This window comes from Ruegeria sp. CDSA241 (assembly GCF_059611265.1).
Genome location: NZ_JBXWPF010000001.1, coordinates 289,682 through 306,344, shown reverse-complemented (window position 1 = coordinate 306,344; position 16,663 = coordinate 289,682). Strand labels below are relative to the sequence as shown.

The following is a 16,663-nucleotide window of genomic DNA, read 5'->3' as shown; positions in this document are numbered from 1 at the left end:
GTCAGCCAGCGCTGCACCCCAGAATGTCCACCGCGTGATTGGCACCCAGAACAGTGATCCGGATCTTTGAGCGATCCAGCGCAAACGGACCGCCCGAGGCGTTGATCACCTCGGATGTGGCGACCAGAGTACCGCCCTGCCGTTTGGCGTCGGTTTGCGAGGCCCACAGCTCGGGGTTGCCGGGTTCGATCACGGCGATCTCGCGGCCACCTGCGGATGGCATGGTGACGCGCGCCTCGATCTGCATTCCGTCAGACGTCGGGGTCAGGTGGCACCGCGCGTTGGCGACCCGGGCTTCTTTGGCGGAATAGGGACGCTTGGCCAGTGCCGCCGCGATCGTCGGGTTGCGCTCTGCTTCGGCGTTCAGGGTATGATCGAAGCCCAAACGTTCCGGGATGCAGACGTCTTTGCAGACCCCCAGATCCACCGTGCCTTTCAGCCGCACGGGTTTGGCCGGGTTCTTCGGCGAAATCTCGACCGGCAGGACCATTTGATTTTCGTATCCAATCGACTGCAGGCCATTCTGGTCAAAGACATCCGGCGCGGGCCATGTGATCGACACGCTGCCGACATTGGTTGATCTTTTCCAGTCGAACTGTGGCGGAATACCCGCATCGCCCGGCGCCCGCCAATAGGTCTTCCAGCCGTCCTGCAGGGTCACCCGCAGCGCCCCAAGATAGGCTCCATTTGCTGTGCGCCCGCCGTCCAGGATATCCAATTCGGCCACCGAGCCGACCACTTGTGCAGATGCCGGTCCAATCGCGCCAACGGTCACGGCAAAGGCGGCTGCCAGAAATGTCTTGTGAATGTTCATACCCTATAAATGCGTGGTCTCGAGGCGAATTCCAAGTCACGTTCGGGTCACTCGAATGAAATCTAGCGAAATCGCCGCTCGTCCCTTGCCAATACCGGGACTGCGGGGGCATTGTTGATGGGAGCTCAGCAAGAGATGTCGTCTTATGGATCTGACCGGTAAACTGTTGATTGCGATGCCTGGGATGGGCGATCCGCGTTTCGAGCATTCGGTTGTCTATATTTGCAGCCATGGCGACGATGGCGCGATGGGTCTGATCATCAACAAACCTTCGGATTTACGCATAAAGACGCTGCTGGGTCAGTTGAACATCGCTTGCCGTATCCCGATCGTGGGTGAGCGTCTGGTGCATTTCGGCGGCCCGGTCGAGATGTCGCGCGGATTCGTCCTGCACAGCGCCGATTATGACGCGAACCTCCATTCCCTGCAGATTTCGGACGATTTCAGCATGACTGCAACGTTGGACGTGCTTGAAGACCTGGCCTCGGGGCAAGGACCGCTGAATTCTATGCTGACGCTAGGGTATTCAGGCTGGGGACCCGGGCAGCTTGAGGATGAGATCGCGATGAACGGATGGCTCACAACCGAGGCGGATTCGAAGCTGGTGTTCGATGTCCCCGATGATCAGAAATGGGAGGCGGCGCTGGCAACGCTGGGCGTCGATCCTCTGACTCTGTCGGCCAGTGCAGGGCGCGCCTGATCAACTGTCACGCGGTGCTGCAGCCCGGCGCAACCGGTCGTTGATAGCGGCGCCCAATCCGTGGTCCGGAATAGGGGACACGGCAATCGGGCGTCCGGTGCTGTTGAGCTTGTGCAAAGCGGCAAAAAGATTGGCCGCTGCCTCGGTCAGGTTACCATCAGCGGACAGGTTCAGGTCGCATTCGACCGGTCCAAATCCCAAGAGAATCTCGTCACCATGTGTAGTCTGCGCGTTCAACCGGACCGCCACGTCCGGGGCGTAATGCGACAGCATCTGTCCGGGTGCTGTTAGCGTGTCGCCCGATTGGTGTAGATGCAATGCCGTACCGAGAGCTGCCTCGATCTGGTCCAAAGCCACCCCTCCGGGGCGTAGCAAAGCGGATTCTCCAGCGAGGCCGACAATGGTGGATTCCAGCCCGACACCGCAGGGACCGTCATCCAGAATGGCAGCGATGCGCCCGTCCAGACCGGCGCGGACATGCGCGGCTGTTGTCGGGCTGATCTGTCCCGAAGGGTTGGCCGAGGGCGCAGCGACCGGCCCGTCGAACATCTCGAGAATAGCCCGGGCAGAAGGATGCGCAGGCACCCGAACCGCCAATGTATCCAGCCCGGCAGTGACAAGCGACGATACACCGTGCCCTTCCCGCAGCGGCAGAACCAGAGTCAGCGGGCCGGGCCAGAACGCCTGTGCCAACGCCTCGGCCTGATCTGACCATTCAACAAACCTGCGCGCGGACTCTACCGATGCGACATGCGCAATCAGAGGGTTGAAACTGGGTCGGCCCTTGGCGGCATAGATGCTGGCGACAGCCTCTCCGTTGCGGGCATCCCCACCCAGCCCATAGACCGTTTCAGTCGGGAAAGCGACCAGCTGTCCCTGCCTCAGAAGATCCGCAGCCTGAGCAATTCCCGCCGGGTCGGCTGACAGTTCGAGTGTACCGTTAGAGATCATTGTGAGTGACGCCGCGTTTTGATTGCTTGTAGCATAAGGATGGGTACGTAATCGTTCAAACCCAGATGAATAACGGCGAGTCAGCGGATTTCCAACCCCGGCGTCGCGGACCGTTCAAGACAGCCCCGAGGTAATATTATGCCCTATCGCGCACCAGTTGCAGATTACGAATTTCTGTTCCGCCATGCGGTTGATTTTGATCGTATTGCAGCGACCGACAAGTTCGCGGAAGCAAGCGAAGACGTCGTCAGCGCCATCCTGACCGAGGCTGGAAAACTCTGCGAAGAGGTCATGGCGCCGCTTCAGCGGAACGGAGACCTAGAGCCCGCGCGTCTGGAAAACGGCGTGTTGCGTACCTCGCCAGGATTTAGCGACGGTTGGAACGCTATAGCTGAGGGGGGCTGGATCGGCATGAGCGCTGATCCCGAATATGGCGGTATGGGGCTGCCGATGACCTTGACCACTGCCGTCAACGAGATGATGTCTGCGGCCTGCCTGTCACTGCAACTGGCGCCGCTGATGACGCAGGGCCAGATCGAAGCACTGGAGCACCACGCAAGTGATGAGCTGAAGAACCTGTACCTGCCCAAAATGATCGCTGGTGAATGGTCGGGCACGATGAACCTGACCGAGCCGCAGGCGGGATCGGATGTGGGTGCGCTGACGTCGAAGGCAGAACCGAATGGAGATGGCACTTATTCGGTGTCTGGTCAGAAGATCTTCATTTCCTGGGGTGACAACGATTTTGCTGAAAACGTGTGCCATCTGGTGTTGGCACGCCTGCCCGATGCAGTTCCCGGAACCAAGGGAATATCGCTGTTTCTGGTCCCCAAGCACCTGCCGGACGAGAATGGCAATCCAGGTGTGGCAAATGACCTGAAAGTGGTTTCGCTCGAGCACAAGATGGGCCTGCATGGTTCGCCAACTTGCGTGATGCAGTATGATGGCGCCAAAGGTTGGCTTGTGGGTAAGGAACATGGCGGAATGGCTGCGATGTTCACCATGATGAACAACGCGCGACTGGGCGTCGGCGGACAGGGTATCGGTGCCGCCGAAGGCGCCTATCAGCAGGCCCTGGAATATGCGCTTGAGCGGAAGCAAGGCAAGACACCTTCGGGCACAATCCTCGATCACGCCGATGTACGCCGGATGCTGATGAGTATGCGTGCGGATACTTTTGCTGCGCGCGCGATCATGCTTGCAAACGCAGCCGCGATTGATATGGCCAATGCAACAGGCGACGCGGACTGGGTTTCGCGCGCGGCCTTGTTGACGCCGATAAACAAGGCCTTCGGTACCGAAACCGGTATGCGGGTTTCGGAAGAAGGCGTGCAGGTCCATGGCGGTATGGGCTTTATCGAGGAGACCGGCGCGGCACAGTTCTATCGCGACGTCCGTGTGACCGCGATTTACGAGGGCACCAACGGCATTCAGGCCATGGACCTTGTCGCACGCAAGATGATGGATGGCGGCGAAGCGGCGTCCCGTTTGCTGGACGAAATCGAGGATCACGCCGAACGCGCGCGTGGGTCGATGCCGGAACTGGCGGGTCCTGTCTGGGAGGCCACGGAAAGCCTGCGTGAAACGACCGAGTGGCTGATATCGCAGTCCGACATGAACACGCGATTTGCCGGCGCCGTGCCCTATCTGAAGGCATTCGCCCGCGTTCTGGGCGGTCACTATCACCTCAAGGCGGCCCTGGCCGAGCCAAACGGCACCCGTTTCAAGCTGGCACGCTTTTATATCAATGCGCTGTTGCCTGAGTTTTCGGGGCTTTTAGTTCAGGCGCAGAACGGTGCGGATGACGTCTTTGCTCTCAGCGCCGAGGAAATGGTAGCTGCCTGATGGACGGTGATACACATTTGACGATCCGCAATCCTTGGCCCGAGGCTCCGGCCCTGGGCGAGGCCGTTGAAATTGCCGAAGGCGTGCTTTGGATGCGGTTGCCGCTGCCTATGGCGCTGGATCACGTCAATATCTATGCGCTGGATGATGGCGACGGATGGACGGTGATCGACACTGGCATGTCCTCGAACAAGACGCGCCGTATTTGGGCGGACCTGATGGCGGGACCGCTGGGGGGCAAACCCGTGACGCGCGTGGTGGTGACCCATCACCATCCCGATCACGTTGGCAATGCTGGTTGGTTTCAATCTGAACACGGGGCCGAGCTGGTCACGTCGCGTACTGCATGGCTGTTTGCACGGATGCTGACGCTGGATGTGCAGGAAAACTGGCCGCAGGAAACGCTGGATTACTACCGAAGCGCCGGGATGGATGCCGATTTCCTTGCCAAAAGGATGACAGAACGGCCCTTCAATTTCTGCGACACGGTCTATCCGATGCCGCTGGGCTTTACCCGGATCAAGCAGGGCAGCGTCATTCGTATGGGCGGGCGCGACTGGGATGTTCATATGGGCAATGGCCACGCTCCCGAACATGCAACTTTTTGGAGCCGTGACGATAATCTGGTGATCACGGGCGACCAGGTTCTCAGCTCGATCAGCCCCAATCTGGGCGTCTATGTTACCGAGCCCATGGCGGATCCAGTGGCGGAGTGGATGGAAGCCTGCGAGCGCCTGCAGGACCTGGCGCGCCCGGATCATATGGCGCTGGGCGGGCACAAACTGCCCTTTACCGGCCTGCCGGTCAGGATGAGGCAGTTGATCGACAACCACCACAGCGCGCTGGACCGTCTGCAGAATTATCTGGACCAGCCCAAAACCGCTGCTGAGTGCTTTGTGCCCTTGTTCAAACGCCAGATCGGTGAAGGAGAGTATGGGCTTGCTCTGGTCGAAGCAGTTGCACATCTGAACCATCTCTACCACATTGGTGCTGTTACCCGAACGCGGCGCGCGGACGGGGCGTGGGAGTTTCAGCGCAAAGGGTAGAAGGCATGGACAAGATCGAAACCTCAGCCGAGGCAGCGGAATCAGCAGCATTGCCCCGATGTTACGAGGTGCATGCCAACCCGGATGCGAAATCCGGCGCCAAGGACCTGCCCGGCCAGTTGCAAAAGCCCGTAGCCACCAAAAGCTCGGCGCAATGGGCCTATGAACGGTTGATCCTGTATATCCAGAATTTCGAGAATACGCTGGATGCGGATCATGAGGTCGCCATGGGATTTACTGGCGGTGATGCCGGGGTAATGCGGATCGAAGGAATGGGCTATTTCGACCCTGATATCATCACTTTTTACGGCGCAGATGGGTCCGGGGCGCGAACCCAACTCGTGCAGCATGTCAGCCAGTTGAATGTAATGCTGCGAGCGCTGCCCAAATCGGTCGAGGATAAGCCCGCCAATCGCATCGGATTCCGGCTGGCGGCTGATCTCGAAGAAAACTGATAGCCTGACTTGCAATTCACGTCTGCGCAGCCTTGAATGAATCAATCATTTGGGGGGCGCAACGTGGCCACTTTCTCTGCCGTTACAAAAGCATACAAGGGCGCGTGGGCACGCCGCCGGGTCTTTGTGCCGATCTATGTCGCCGTGCGCCTGTTGCTGATTGCGCTGATTGCGCCGGGCGTGGCGATTGCGGTGAACCTAGCAGTTTCGCTCTCCAGCCAGACCGCCCTGACGGATCAGGATATTGCCGCGTTCATCCTGTCTCCGCTGGGGTTTGCGGTCGCAATCGCAATGCTCAGCCTGTTCCTGCTGGCCGAGGTCTTTGTCTTCTCGGTCATGGCCGGGTCGCTGAGGATGGGCGAAAGCGATCCGTGGCGCGCGGGGAGCGCGGCGATCAAGTTGATCCTGTCGCGCCTGCCTGCGCTGTTTGGATTTGCTGCACGCCTGGTTCTGCGGATCATCCTGTTGATCCTGCCTTTCGCCGCTATCGCTGCTCTGATCGCCTGGTGGACGCTGACCGAGTATGACATCAACTATTACCTGACCTTCCATCCGCCGTCTTTCTGGATCGCCGTTGCGCTGATCGGAGTTGTGGTGCTGGTCATGGCATGGGTGCTGATCCGCAAGCTGTCCGCATGGGCGCTGGGACTGCATCTGGTTCTGTTCGAAAACCTGCCACCGGCTGATGCTTTCCAGGTCAGCGCGGATCGGATGGAGGGCAAGCGCGGGCGGCTCAAGATCGCACTGGTGTTCTGGCTGGGGCTGAGGGCAGTTCTTGCCGCGCTGATCGCTTGGGGCGCGGGATCATTATTCGCGTTGGTGCCCCTGCAGGGGGCAGAGCATCTGCGGCTGGCGCTAGTTTACAGCCTTCTGGTCGCCGGGCTGTGGTCGTTGGCCGGGCTGGTTTTGGCAGCCACCGCGCTGGGAGCACTGGCGGTTTTGCTGGACGGTTTTTTCGAGATCCGGACCTCTGAACCACCACATCCCGCACCAGGCAATCTACGCATTGGTCTGCTGAGTGCTGTTGGCATTGCGGCGGTGGCGGTATTGGTCGGGCTCTGGTTCGGTCAATCCCTGCTGGAACGCGTTCAGGCCCCTGACAGGGCCGAGGTGATCGGCCACCGTGGTGCCGCTGCGTTACGGCCGGAAAACACCATGGCCTCGGTTCTGAAGGCGATTGAGGACGGGGCGGACTGGGTTGAAATCGACGTGCAGGAAACGGCGGATGATGAGATAATCGTCGCCCATGATAGCGATTTCATGAAGCTGGCCGGGGTGAACCTGAAGGTCTGGGATGCCACGATGGAAGACGTGGCCGAGATCGATATCGGCAGTTGGTATGACCCGGAATATGCCGATGAACGCACGCCAACGCTGCGCAACGTGCTGGCTGCGGCCAAAGACAGGGCCAAGGTGATCATCGAGTTGAAATATTACGGTCATGACGTCGATCTGGAAAACCGCGTTGCGGCCTTGGTCGAGGAATTCGGCATGCAGGATGACATCGCTACCATGTCGCTGAAATACCCTGCCGTGCAAAAGATGAAGGCTCTTCGTCCCGATTGGCGCGCGGGGGTTTTGGCGGCAACCGCTGTTGGCGATCTGTCGGGTCTCGAAGGGGATTTTGTGGCTGTCAACGCCGCCATGGCCACGCCGGGGCTGGTACGTTCGGTGCAGGCCGCGGGCAAGGATATCTATGTCTGGACGGTGAATGACCCGTTGCAAATGTCGGCCATGGCCTCGATGGGGGTGGATGGGCTGATCACGGACCGACCGGCAATGGCCAAAGAAGTCTTGCGTATCCGCGCTGAAATGGGGCCGGCAGAACGTCTGATGCTGTGGCTGGCAACGGTGCTCGGCATGGCCGTTGATACCGATGCGATGCGCGATGAAAGCCCGTAATCTGGCCGTTTCTCTGGCGCTGATCGCGGCGCCAGTCGGGGCGCAGGACTTTATGCGCAGTCTTGAGATGCCCGCCCATCGCGCGCTGATCGCACAGCGGGGCGCTGCGGAATTGACGCCATTTGAAACGGATGGCTGCTCGGGCGGGTTGTCAGCCAGCTGGCGCTTTGTGGCTGACAGGTTTCCCAGCTTTCAGGCCCTGTTCGAGGCGCATCCCCCATGGGAGAGTTGCTGTGTCAGCCATGACCGGGCCTATCACCACGCGGGCGGAGGCCTGCGCCCCGAAGACAGTTATGACGCGCGCCTGTCAGCCGATGACAGCCTGAGAGCCTGCGTGCGGCAACACGGGGATGAGAACGCCGAAATTTACGCCGAACGCTATGACATGACTTCGGATCAGATACGATCCGCCCATGCCATAACCGCCGAGGCCATGTATGGCGCGGTGCGATTGGGCGGGGCGCCCTGTTCGGGCCTGCCCTGGCGGTGGGGGTTCGGATATCGCGGGTGTTCGGTCTTTGATTCCGTGTCACCTGCGCCCGAATGACGTGGTGACAGGCCCGGGATTTTCGATTATCCAACGTATCAAACACGCGAATTAGGATTCTGAAAATCATGGCTGAACATAAGCACGGCGAAATGGACATCACCGTTCAAACCAAAACCTTCAACGGTTTCGTAAAAGCGACCACATGGTGCGTGGTGGCGATTGCTTTCCTTTGCCTGTTTCTGGCGGTTTTCGCCGCTTAATCCCGGGCGAGGCTGACCGCCGTGATCAGATTTGTGATTGCCTGCCTGCTGGCAGCAACAGTGGCTGGCTGTGCCGGTTCGCAGCGTCCGCAGGCCGATCAGACCGAAGTTGTGGCCCGTTCCTATCGTGATCCGGGGCCATCAACATTGACGCTCTATACCATGATCAGCACCCGGACCGGTTCGGGGGCGCATACCTCGCTGATGATAAGCGGCAGCGAAAGGGTGATCTTTGACCCCGCAGGCTCGTTTCGCGCCGATGTGGTGCCGATCCGAAACGATGTTCTGTATGGCATCACGCCGAATGTCGAACGCGCTTATCGCAGCAGCCACGCACGCGAAACGCATTATGCGCGTATCCAGACGATTCAGGTGACACCACAGCAGGCCGAAATTGCCCTGCAACTGGCCAAGCAGATGGGCCCTGTATCCGAAGCGTTTTGCGCCAACTCAACCTCGCAGCTATTGCGGCAGGTGCCGGGTTTCGAGCAGATCAATACGACCTTCTACCCGGTCAAGCTGTCCGATCAGTTCGGTGAACTCCCCGGCGTCGTGACCACCGAATACCGCGAGAATGACGATGCTGACCTGCAGGCCGGTTTGGCCTCGAACAATGCGCGCCTGAACCAGTTGGAAGCGGCTTCAACCCAATAGGTACAGCAAGCCATAGAGCGTGCCCGCCCCGGCAAAGATGGCAATGACCACGTTTTTTGTGATGACACCAACCGTCAAAGCAACCGCTGCGGCGGCCATGCGCGGCACGTCGGGCTGACCACCCGTCGCGGTTGGCCAGACCACCAGCGGCGCAATCAGGGCCGGGACGATGGCAACGGCGGTATAGCGCAGGTGGCGTAACAACCAGGGTGGCATCGGGCGGTCTCCGACGATGCCGATAAAGGTAAAGCGTAGCGCAAAGCTGCCAATCGCCAAGCCAACGATAATGCTCCACATGGTCACCGGATCAATCTGTGTCATGGCCTATTCCGCTCTAACATCAATTCGGCCTGCGCCCCTGCGATCATCCCGGCGGTCCCGGCGATCAGCAGGCCCAGGTTGAACGGCACGCCTACGGTCAACAAAGCAACGGTTATGGCGACTAAGGCGGCGATGACATGGGCAAGCGTCCTCATCATCGGCCCGATCATTGCCAGGAATGTGATCGGAAGTGCAAAATCCAGCGCCCAGCTTTCTGGAATCTGTGCGCCCAAAACTGCGCCCAGATAAGTTGCCAAAATCCAAAGCGGCGTGATCGGTGTGACCGAGCCAAAGAAATAGGCCATGCGCTGCGGGACGGTCATATCGGGCTCTTTTTCGAACTGTACAATGGAGCAGGCATAGGACTGATCGACCGTCAGATAAGCGGCGCAGGCCCGCTGCCACAGGGGGGCCGCCCCAATATAAGGTGTCAGTGAGGCCGAATACATTGCCACGCGTAGGTTTACCGCCAGGGCCGATGCCAGAACGATCAGGCTGGGTGTGTTGTCCTGCAACAGCTGCAGGGCAGTGAACTGGGCCGCCCCGGCAAAGACAGCCGCCGAAAAGGCGATTGTCTGGACAATATCCAGCCCAGCCTCGGTCGCAAATACGCCGAAAAGGGTGCCGAACGGAATTGCCACAAAGATAAATGGGGCTCCATCGCGAAAACCCTTCCAGAAGTATGACTTGGATGTGGTGTAAGCCATGGCAAATTCCTATGGTATCGCCAACAGCAGTAGCGATCTTGGGAAAGGGTTGCAATTGGCCACGAAACCGGATGCCACCGACTACATCATCGCCCCTGATCCCGGCGCGGTTCGCCTGACCCGTGCGGTCGAAGGCATCGACCAGAATGGCGCGGTCAGCCGGATCTCGGTCGTTGAGGAACGCCCCCTGACGATATTCCTTAACGCTCAGGAAATCGTGACTGCAATGACAATCGGCGATTACCCTGAATATCTGGCGCTGGGGTTCCTGCGCAATCAGGGGATGCTGTTGGCCGATGATGACATTACCGGCGTGGATTACGATGACGATCTGGAAACCGTGGTGGTGCGCACCGCGCGCGAAACCTCATATGAGGATAAGCTGAAGAAAAAGACCCGGACCAGCGGTTGTGCGGTAGGCACTGTGTTTGGTGACATGATGGAGGGGCTGGAGGACGTGCGCCTGCCACAGGTCTCGGTGCGCACATCGTGGCTGTATGATCTGGCAGCCAAGATCAACCGAACCCCTTCATTGTATCTTGAGGCTGGTGCAATTCACGGCACGGTCCTGTGTCGGGAAAACCGACCGTTGGTCTACATGGAGGACGTGGGACGTCACAACGCGGTCGACAAGATCGCCGGCTGGATGCTGTCCGAAAATGTGGGGGCCGAGGACAAGATCCTCTACACTACAGGCCGTCTGACCTCGGAAATGGTCATCAAGACTGCAATGATGGGCATCCCGGTTCTGGCGTCACGATCAGGGTTCACCGCCTGGGGTGTCGAAATCGCGCGTGAGGTTGGCCTGACCCTGATCGGCCGCATGCGGGGGCAGCGGTTCGTGTGTCTTGCGGGCGAGGACCGGTTGGTGCGCGACGTCGACCCGTCGACAGTGGCGGTCGAAGATAAAAAGCATAGACGGAAGAGTGCGGAATGATTTTGAAAGTCTTTGGTTTATTTATTTTATTCGTCGCGACATTGGGCTTGCTGCCATTGATGGTCTATGTGTTCTGGCTCCTTGAGCGGTCGAAACGCGCGATCATTGAGGGTATGGCGCAATTGGACGTCAACCTGCGTAACCGTCTGGGGTGGGCGCCAGAGGAATACATCAGCATTTGGAACATCGCCGCCCCCTTTCGGCTTGGTTGGCAGGCATGGGGGGAGTTGTCTCAAAAACAAGCACTCGTGCTTCAGCGGGTTTTGATGCACGGTCTGCCTGAGTTTGCCGGGATACCAGATGAGGTCAGAAAGGCGGTGCGCACGTATCGGTGCTGTTTTGGTCTTATCTTTGCTGTTGGGGCCGTCTTAGTGTTTTTGCCAGCCCACTATAGCCTGAGTTACAAGGCGGCCGAATTGACGGGGTGGCCTGCAATTATTTGGTTTACAGCATTCGGATTGGCCGTCTGTCCATTGTTCTTCCTGCCCTCCCAGAAATTCAGGAAATGGCCCGCGCCTGAGGAGATCAAATGACCCGCCCCCTCGGCATCATCCTCGCAGGAGGCCTTGCCACTCGGATGGGTGGTGGCGACAAAGGCTTGCTGACAGTCGGTGGGCAGAGCCTGCTGTCTCATGTCATTGACCGGTTTGGCCCGCAGGTGGTCGGTCTGGCGCTGAATGCCAATGGTGATCCCGAACGGTTTGCCGACCTCAACCTGCCGGTTCTTCCCGACACGATTGAAGGTTTCGCCGGGCCTCTGGCGGGTGTACTGGCGGGGCTCGATTGGGCAGCAGAACAGGGGGCCGACAGTATCGTCACCGCCGCTGCCGACACGCCGTTTTTTCCGCGCGATCTTGTGGCGCGCCTAACGGATGCTGCTCAAGGGCAAACCCATCCGCTGGTGCTGGCGACTACGCCTCGAACCGGGGATGAAGCACTGAAATCCGGCGGCGGCAAACGGGTCAACCGGCATCCGACATTTGGCCTCTGGCCTGTCGCGTTGCGAGATGATTTGCGGGACGCCTTGAATGACGGGCTGCGCAAGGTTGTGCTGTGGACCGATAAACATGATGGGCGTGAGGCGTTGTTTCCGGCTGAGCCGTTTGACCCCTTCTTCAATGTCAATACACCCGACGATCTGGCGCGGGCGCAAAAGCTGCTGGAGCAGGCATGAAGGTCTATGGCGTCACCGGCTGGAAAAACGCGGGCAAGACCGGCCTGATGGAGCGTTTGGTGGCCGAGATCACCGCGCGTGGCTTTTCGGTTTCGACCGTCAAACATGCCCATCACGCCGTCGATGTCGACCAGCCCGGCACGGACAGTTTCCGCCATCGAGAAGCCGGTGCGTCCGAGGTGCTGTTGGCGTCCGGCAAGCGCATTGCGATGATGCTGGAACTGCGCGGCGCACCCGAGCCACCTCTCTCTGATCTGCTGGCACGCTTGGCTCCCGTTGATCTTGTGCTGATCGAGGGGTTCAAACGCGAAGCCCACCCCAAGGTCGAGGCGTATCGGGTGGCCGCTGGAAATCCGTTGATTGCGGCCGAGAACGAAACTGTGCGCGCGGTTGCCAGTGACACAGAGCTGAACTTCGACCGTCCGGTTTTTGATCTGGACGACACCGCAGCCATCGCAGGGTTCATTCTGCACGAGGTAGGATTATGAGCAAACCGGACATTGCCCCACCGCCCTTGCGCAACGATTGTTTTGCCTTGCCTGCGGGCGTGAGCTGGACGCCGGTTGACGAAGCGTTGGCCCTGCTGCGCGACCGCCTTTCGGTCGTGATGGGGGCTGAAACCGTTCCGTTGGCACAAGCCGCAGGTCGGATTTTGGCCGCCGATGTATATGCCCAACGTTCGAACCCGCCGCAGGCAAATACGGCGGTAGATGGCTATGGCTTTGCCGGTCCGGTTCCGGATGGGCCGCAGGTGATGCCGCTGCAAGACGGGCGTGCGGCGGCTGGTGTTCCCTTTGATGGTCAGCTTGCGCCCGGCCACGCCATACGGATTCTGACTGGTGCGGCCCTGCCCGATGGGGTGGACACCGTTATTCTGGAAGAGGACGTGACAGTTCAGGATGGGTATATCGCCTTTCGCGGCCCCCTGAAACAGGGTGCCAATACCCGCAATGCGGGCGAAGATGTGGTTGGAGGTGATCTGGCTTTGCCCGCTGGACGCCGGTTGACACCTGCCGATCTGGCCCTTCTCTCCGCGACGGGTGCTGGTGATCTGCTGGTTCGCAAAGCTCTGCGGGTGGCCGTCCTGTCAACGGGGGATGAGCTAGTCGAGGCCGGTGAGGTTGCTGAGCCAGGGCAAATCTACGATGCCAATCGCCCAATGTTGCTGGCTCTGATCCAGCGGATGGGATTCCAGCCACTGGATATGGGCCGCGTTGCCGATGATCGTGAAACCCTGCGCGAGCGGCTGAACGAAGCTGCGAAAGAGGCGGATGTTGTTCTGACTAGTGGCGGCGCGTCGGCAGGGGACGAAGACCATGTCTCCGCGCTGTTGCGGCAGGCCGGAGCGATGCAGGAATGGCGTATTGCCCTGAAACCGGGGCGACCTCTGGCTTTGGGGATTTGGGACGGAGTGCCGGTTTTCGGACTGCCCGGCAATCCAGTAGCGGCATTGGTCTGCACCCTAATCTTTGCCCGCCCGGCGCTGGGCCTGATGGCTGGCGAGGGCTGGCGGGACCCGAAGGGGTTCGATCTGCCAGCCGCCTTTGATAAGCGCAAGAAACCCGGGCGGCGGGAATATCTGCGGGCCCGCATCCGAGACGGAAAAGCCGAAGTTTTCACTTCGGAAGGGTCCGGGCGGATCAGCGGGCTCAGCTGGGCCGAAGGGCTGGTCGAGATCGAAGACGGAGCGCGCCACATCCAACCGGGTGATCTTGTCCGGTTCATCCCCTATGGAAGTTTCGGAATCTAGTCGAAGGTTCCGGCCACACGCCCCAGCAACATGAAGGCCCGCGCGGTTCTTGTATCACCCAAAGCGGTCAGCTCTGCATCACTGGCACGGGGTTCAAACTCGATGATCATGTGATCGAACCTGCGTAGAAAGTGATGGGCGGCGTCCCGGAAAATGGGATCCTGCTTCATCCGAGCCGAAGTCAGCGCCAGCGAGGAGCGGTCGCGAATGCCGCCCAAGGCCGCGACAGCCCGTCCGCGCCCACCCTGCGCAAATTGCCGCCAGATCTCGGGGCGGGCCATGTCAGGGCGCAGGTCATCCATATAGATGCCCTCTTGGCTGAGCAGGGTCAGCACGTCCTGAGAGGCCTGTACAAGCTTGGCTGTCTTGCGGTCCTTGAGCGCCAGCCGTAGGGCATCAAAGCCTTCGGTATCTTCCTGTGTTTCCGGAAAATTCAGCGCACGGATAAAGATGTCGGTGCCAAGCGGGGGCACGATATCCCCAGCTTGTGTACCCAGTTCCAGCGAAGTCTGATCGCCGTTCCCCACGGCTGTCGGTTGCTGTGCGGGTTCCCTGCGCTTGGTTGAAAACGTGGCCAGCGCGCTTTCGGCTTTCTTGGCCGTTTCCGCGATCTGATCCAGCTTTTTGGATACGGCTGGCTCATAGGTGCTGGAAGATCGCTGTTGCTGAGCGATATATGCGTTTCGGATGGCGTCAATCGAGGTTTGTAGTCGTGCGCTTTCCTCGCGCATGATCCGGCTGGCGCGCATGGCCATTGCCGCGACCCAGATCATCGCTACCGGCATAAAGACCGCCAGTAAGGTCACGACAAAGCCTCCGCCGTCGACCTCGTCGGGCAGCACCAGAAAAACAACCGAGACGATCAGCCAGATCACGCTGAGGGCGACGGCTGCAATTTCGATCTCGGTTATCGAAGGCTTGGTTGGCCTATCATATATGCCCAGTGAGGTTGGCCGATTGGCTTCCTGCTCTGGCGTGGGCTCGGACATTGTGAACGCTCCGGGGCTCAGGCGTAGGTGATACTCAGGACTTCATAAGAACGTACGCCGCCAGGTGTGCGTACCTCGACACTGTCGCCTTCGTCCTTTCCAATCAGGGCGCGGGCAATAGGGGATTTGATGTTCAGCAGGCCGGCTTCGATATTGGCCTCATATTCCCCTACAATCTGCCAGGTCTTTTCCTCGTCAGTGTCTTCGTCAACAAGCGTGACCTTGGCGCCAAATTTGATAGCACCAGACAGTTTGGCAGGGTCGATCACATCGGTCAGTGAAAGGATGCCTTCCAACTCTTTGATGCGGCCTTCGATAAAACCCTGCTTTTCCCGGGCCGAATGATATTCGGCGTTTTCTTTCAGGTCACCCAGTTCCCTGGCCGAGGCGATGGCTTCGATAATAGCTGGCCGCTCGACGGATTTTAGGTTCTTGAGTTCGGCCTGAAGCGCAGCATTGCCCGCAGGCGTCATGGGAATTTTTTCCATATTCTTGTCGTCCACGCTGAAATTGTAACGCCCCGCCGCATGGAACCAGCGTCGGGGCGATTTGATGGGTTGGCAAATACCTGACCCAAATGATGCGTGAAATGCAAGAGGTCAAAGAAGACAGCAAGCTGGATTTGCGACTTAACGCCGTTGGATTGTGCGCCGTGGGCACCTGTTACGCTGTCCAAACAGCTGACCGCGCTGCCATTTCCAGGTGGTTGAGGCCATCCAGAGTGTTTCAAGCATATTGCACCACCTCAAACTCGATGCCGTTCTCATCATCGAAATAGAACCGCCTGCCGGGCTCGTAATCTGCATGCGACTTGGGGGTGAAACCTGCTTTGACCACCTTGTCTTCGGTTGCGTCGATGTCTTCGACCAGAACGCCGACATGATTCAGCCCCCCGATGATGTCATAGCTGCTTTCACCCGAGGGTTTGGGATCGCTGGGTGCATAAAGCGCCAGGTAGGTATGTGCGCTACCGACATGCACGGTATAGCCACCCGCGATTGCAGGGCCTTCCCAGCGGGTTTTCCAACCGAAGACGTCCTGCATCCATTTTGCCGAAGCCTGCGGGTCGCGGACAGTGAAATTGGTGTGTTCAAGTGTCGCCATCATGGGATCTCCTATTCAATTTGAGGCTTGTCCCGACTCACCGTAATTTCTAAACCTAACTTTAGGTCAAGGAATTTTTTGAGGGCGAGATGGCGATTTCAGAGGGGCTGGCAATAGGCGCTTTGGCCCAGCGCACCGGGCTGGCGGTTTCAGCGATCCGATATTACGAGGCGCAGGGTCTGATCGCCCCATGGCGCAACGCGGGTGGGCAGCGGCGATATCAGCGCGCCGACATAAGACGGTTGAGTTTTGTGATGATAGCGCAGCAATTCGGATTAACCCTGCCCGAAATCCGAGAAGTCCTGTCCGGCTTGCCCGGAAATCGTACACCAACGCCGCAGGATTGGAAAAACATCAGCAAGGATCTGCGGTCGCATTTGGATCAGCGAATCGATACGTTGATGCGCCTGCGTGACAATCTGGACGGATGCATTGGCTGTGGGTGCCTTAGTTTGCCCAAATGTGCTCTTTACAATCCTGATGACCGTGCCAAATCCAAGGGAAGTGGCCCCAGATACCTGATGGGTGACACTCCGGACACGTGATCTGCCGCATAGCGGCATA

At 59.1% G+C, this 16,663-nt stretch carries 21 protein-coding genes; 14 read left to right on the top strand and 7 right to left on the bottom strand.

The window, feature by feature from the left end; genetic code table 11:
• Window position 1 precedes the first annotated feature (1 nt).
• Window positions 2–814, bottom strand: a complete 813-nt coding sequence (locus AC2FJV_RS01560) for a protein-disulfide reductase DsbD domain-containing protein (protein ID WP_496693555.1) — start codon at window positions 812–814, stop codon at window positions 2–4.
• 145 nt (window positions 815–959) lie between these two features.
• On the opposite strand from AC2FJV_RS01560, the gene AC2FJV_RS01555 reads away from it, so the two are divergent.
• On the top strand, window positions 960–1,514 hold the full coding sequence (locus AC2FJV_RS01555) for a YqgE/AlgH family protein (protein ID WP_496712209.1): 555 nt from the start codon (window positions 960–962) through the stop codon (window positions 1,512–1,514).
• Here the strand turns inward: AC2FJV_RS01555 and AC2FJV_RS01550 are convergent, their stop codons facing one another.
• Complete coding sequence (locus AC2FJV_RS01550; RefSeq protein ID WP_142635369.1) at window positions 1,515–2,465, bottom strand: L-threonylcarbamoyladenylate synthase; 951 nt, start codon at window positions 2,463–2,465, stop codon at window positions 1,515–1,517.
• Window positions 2,466–2,603: 138 nt separating this feature from the next.
• On the opposite strand from AC2FJV_RS01550, the gene AC2FJV_RS01545 reads away from it, so the two are divergent.
• The 7 genes from AC2FJV_RS01545 (at window position 2,604) to AC2FJV_RS01515 (ending at window position 9,117) form a co-directional block, all read left to right on the top strand.
• Complete coding sequence (locus tag AC2FJV_RS01545) at window positions 2,604–4,310, top strand: acyl-CoA dehydrogenase (RefSeq protein WP_281972579.1); 1,707 nt, start codon at window positions 2,604–2,606, stop codon at window positions 4,308–4,310.
• Window positions 4,310–5,356, top strand: a complete 1,047-nt coding sequence (locus AC2FJV_RS01540) for an MBL fold metallo-hydrolase (protein ID WP_496712206.1) — start codon at window positions 4,310–4,312, stop codon at window positions 5,354–5,356. Before AC2FJV_RS01545 ends, AC2FJV_RS01540 begins: the two co-directional genes overlap by 1 nt.
• Window positions 5,357–5,361: 5 nt before the next feature.
• The gene (locus tag AC2FJV_RS01535) at window positions 5,362–5,811 is read left to right on the top strand and encodes a DUF6173 family protein (RefSeq protein WP_142635374.1); all 450 of its coding nucleotides are present in this window, start codon (window positions 5,362–5,364) and stop codon (window positions 5,809–5,811) included.
• A 36-nt stretch (window positions 5,812–5,847) separates the two neighbouring features.
• Window positions 5,848–7,713 (top strand): glycerophosphodiester phosphodiesterase family protein, encoded by a 1,866-nt coding sequence (locus AC2FJV_RS01530; RefSeq protein ID WP_496712201.1) that lies wholly within the window; start codon window positions 5,848–5,850, stop codon window positions 7,711–7,713.
• Window positions 7,700–8,260, top strand: a complete 561-nt coding sequence (locus tag AC2FJV_RS01525; RefSeq protein ID WP_496712197.1) for a hypothetical protein — start codon at window positions 7,700–7,702, stop codon at window positions 8,258–8,260. Before AC2FJV_RS01530 ends, AC2FJV_RS01525 begins: the two co-directional genes overlap by 14 nt.
• Window positions 8,261–8,328: 68 nt before the next feature.
• Window positions 8,329–8,463, top strand: coding sequence for an aa3-type cytochrome c oxidase subunit IV (locus AC2FJV_RS01520; protein WP_142635378.1), 135 nt, complete (start codon window positions 8,329–8,331; stop codon window positions 8,461–8,463).
• A 21-nt stretch (window positions 8,464–8,484) separates the two neighbouring features.
• On the top strand, window positions 8,485–9,117 hold the full coding sequence (locus AC2FJV_RS01515; RefSeq protein WP_496712194.1) for a hypothetical protein: 633 nt from the start codon (window positions 8,485–8,487) through the stop codon (window positions 9,115–9,117).
• Here the strand turns inward: AC2FJV_RS01515 and AC2FJV_RS01510 are convergent.
• Both AC2FJV_RS01510 and AC2FJV_RS01505 read right to left on the bottom strand, forming a co-directional pair.
• A complete protein-coding gene (locus tag AC2FJV_RS01510) occupies window positions 9,106–9,438 on the bottom strand; it encodes an AzlD domain-containing protein (RefSeq protein ID WP_496712192.1) in 333 nt (110 codons plus the stop codon). The two genes, AC2FJV_RS01515 and AC2FJV_RS01510, sit on opposite strands and share 12 nt — an antisense overlap.
• Entirely contained in the window at window positions 9,435–10,145 is a 711-nt protein-coding gene (locus AC2FJV_RS01505; protein ID WP_496712190.1) for an AzlC family ABC transporter permease, read from the bottom strand. Before AC2FJV_RS01505 ends, AC2FJV_RS01510 begins: the two co-directional genes overlap by 4 nt.
• Window positions 10,146–10,194: 49 nt before the next feature.
• Between AC2FJV_RS01505 and AC2FJV_RS01500 the strand changes: the two genes are divergently transcribed.
• The 5 genes from AC2FJV_RS01500 to AC2FJV_RS01480 are packed head-to-tail and all read left to right on the top strand — an operon-like array spanning window position 10,195 to window position 14,006.
• Entirely contained in the window at window positions 10,195–11,082 is an 888-nt protein-coding gene (locus AC2FJV_RS01500; RefSeq protein WP_496712380.1) for a formate dehydrogenase accessory sulfurtransferase FdhD, read from the top strand.
• On the top strand, window positions 11,079–11,615 hold the full coding sequence (locus AC2FJV_RS01495; protein ID WP_496712188.1) for a hypothetical protein: 537 nt from the start codon (window positions 11,079–11,081) through the stop codon (window positions 11,613–11,615). The genes AC2FJV_RS01500 and AC2FJV_RS01495 overlap by 4 nt, the downstream gene beginning before the upstream one ends.
• Window positions 11,612–12,256 carry a molybdenum cofactor guanylyltransferase MobA gene (mobA, locus tag AC2FJV_RS01490; RefSeq protein ID WP_496706179.1) on the top strand — a complete coding sequence of 215 codons (645 nt, stop codon included), beginning with the start codon at window positions 11,612–11,614 and terminating at the stop codon, window positions 12,254–12,256. Before AC2FJV_RS01495 ends, mobA begins: the two co-directional genes overlap by 4 nt.
• Complete coding sequence (mobB, locus tag AC2FJV_RS01485) at window positions 12,253–12,744, top strand: molybdopterin-guanine dinucleotide biosynthesis protein B (RefSeq protein WP_496712186.1); 492 nt, start codon at window positions 12,253–12,255, stop codon at window positions 12,742–12,744. The genes mobA and mobB overlap by 4 nt, the downstream gene beginning before the upstream one ends.
• On the top strand, window positions 12,741–14,006 hold the full coding sequence (locus AC2FJV_RS01480) for a molybdenum cofactor synthesis domain-containing protein (protein WP_496712184.1): 1,266 nt from the start codon (window positions 12,741–12,743) through the stop codon (window positions 14,004–14,006). The genes mobB and AC2FJV_RS01480 overlap by 4 nt, the downstream gene beginning before the upstream one ends.
• On the opposite strand, the gene AC2FJV_RS01475 is transcribed toward AC2FJV_RS01480, so the two are convergent.
• From AC2FJV_RS01475 to AC2FJV_RS01465, 3 genes are all read right to left on the bottom strand, one after another.
• Window positions 14,003–14,995 carry a hypothetical protein gene (locus AC2FJV_RS01475; RefSeq protein ID WP_142635394.1) on the bottom strand — a complete coding sequence of 331 codons (993 nt, stop codon included), beginning with the start codon at window positions 14,993–14,995 and terminating at the stop codon, window positions 14,003–14,005. The genes AC2FJV_RS01480 and AC2FJV_RS01475 overlap by 4 nt on opposite strands.
• Window positions 14,996–15,012: 17 nt before the next feature.
• Window positions 15,013–15,483: a transcription elongation factor GreA gene (gene greA, locus AC2FJV_RS01470; protein ID WP_142635396.1), complete on the bottom strand. Its 471-nt coding sequence runs from the start codon at window positions 15,481–15,483 to the stop codon at window positions 15,013–15,015.
• A 238-nt stretch (window positions 15,484–15,721) separates the two neighbouring features.
• Entirely contained in the window at window positions 15,722–16,102 is a 381-nt protein-coding gene (locus AC2FJV_RS01465) for a VOC family protein (protein ID WP_142635398.1), read from the bottom strand.
• Between the two features lie 86 nt (window positions 16,103–16,188).
• Here AC2FJV_RS01465 and soxR point away from each other — a divergent pair, with 86 nt between their 5' ends.
• Window positions 16,189–16,644 carry a redox-sensitive transcriptional activator SoxR gene (soxR, locus tag AC2FJV_RS01460; RefSeq protein ID WP_142635400.1) on the top strand — a complete coding sequence of 152 codons (456 nt, stop codon included), beginning with the start codon at window positions 16,189–16,191 and terminating at the stop codon, window positions 16,642–16,644.
• Window positions 16,645–16,663: the final 19 nt, after the last annotated feature.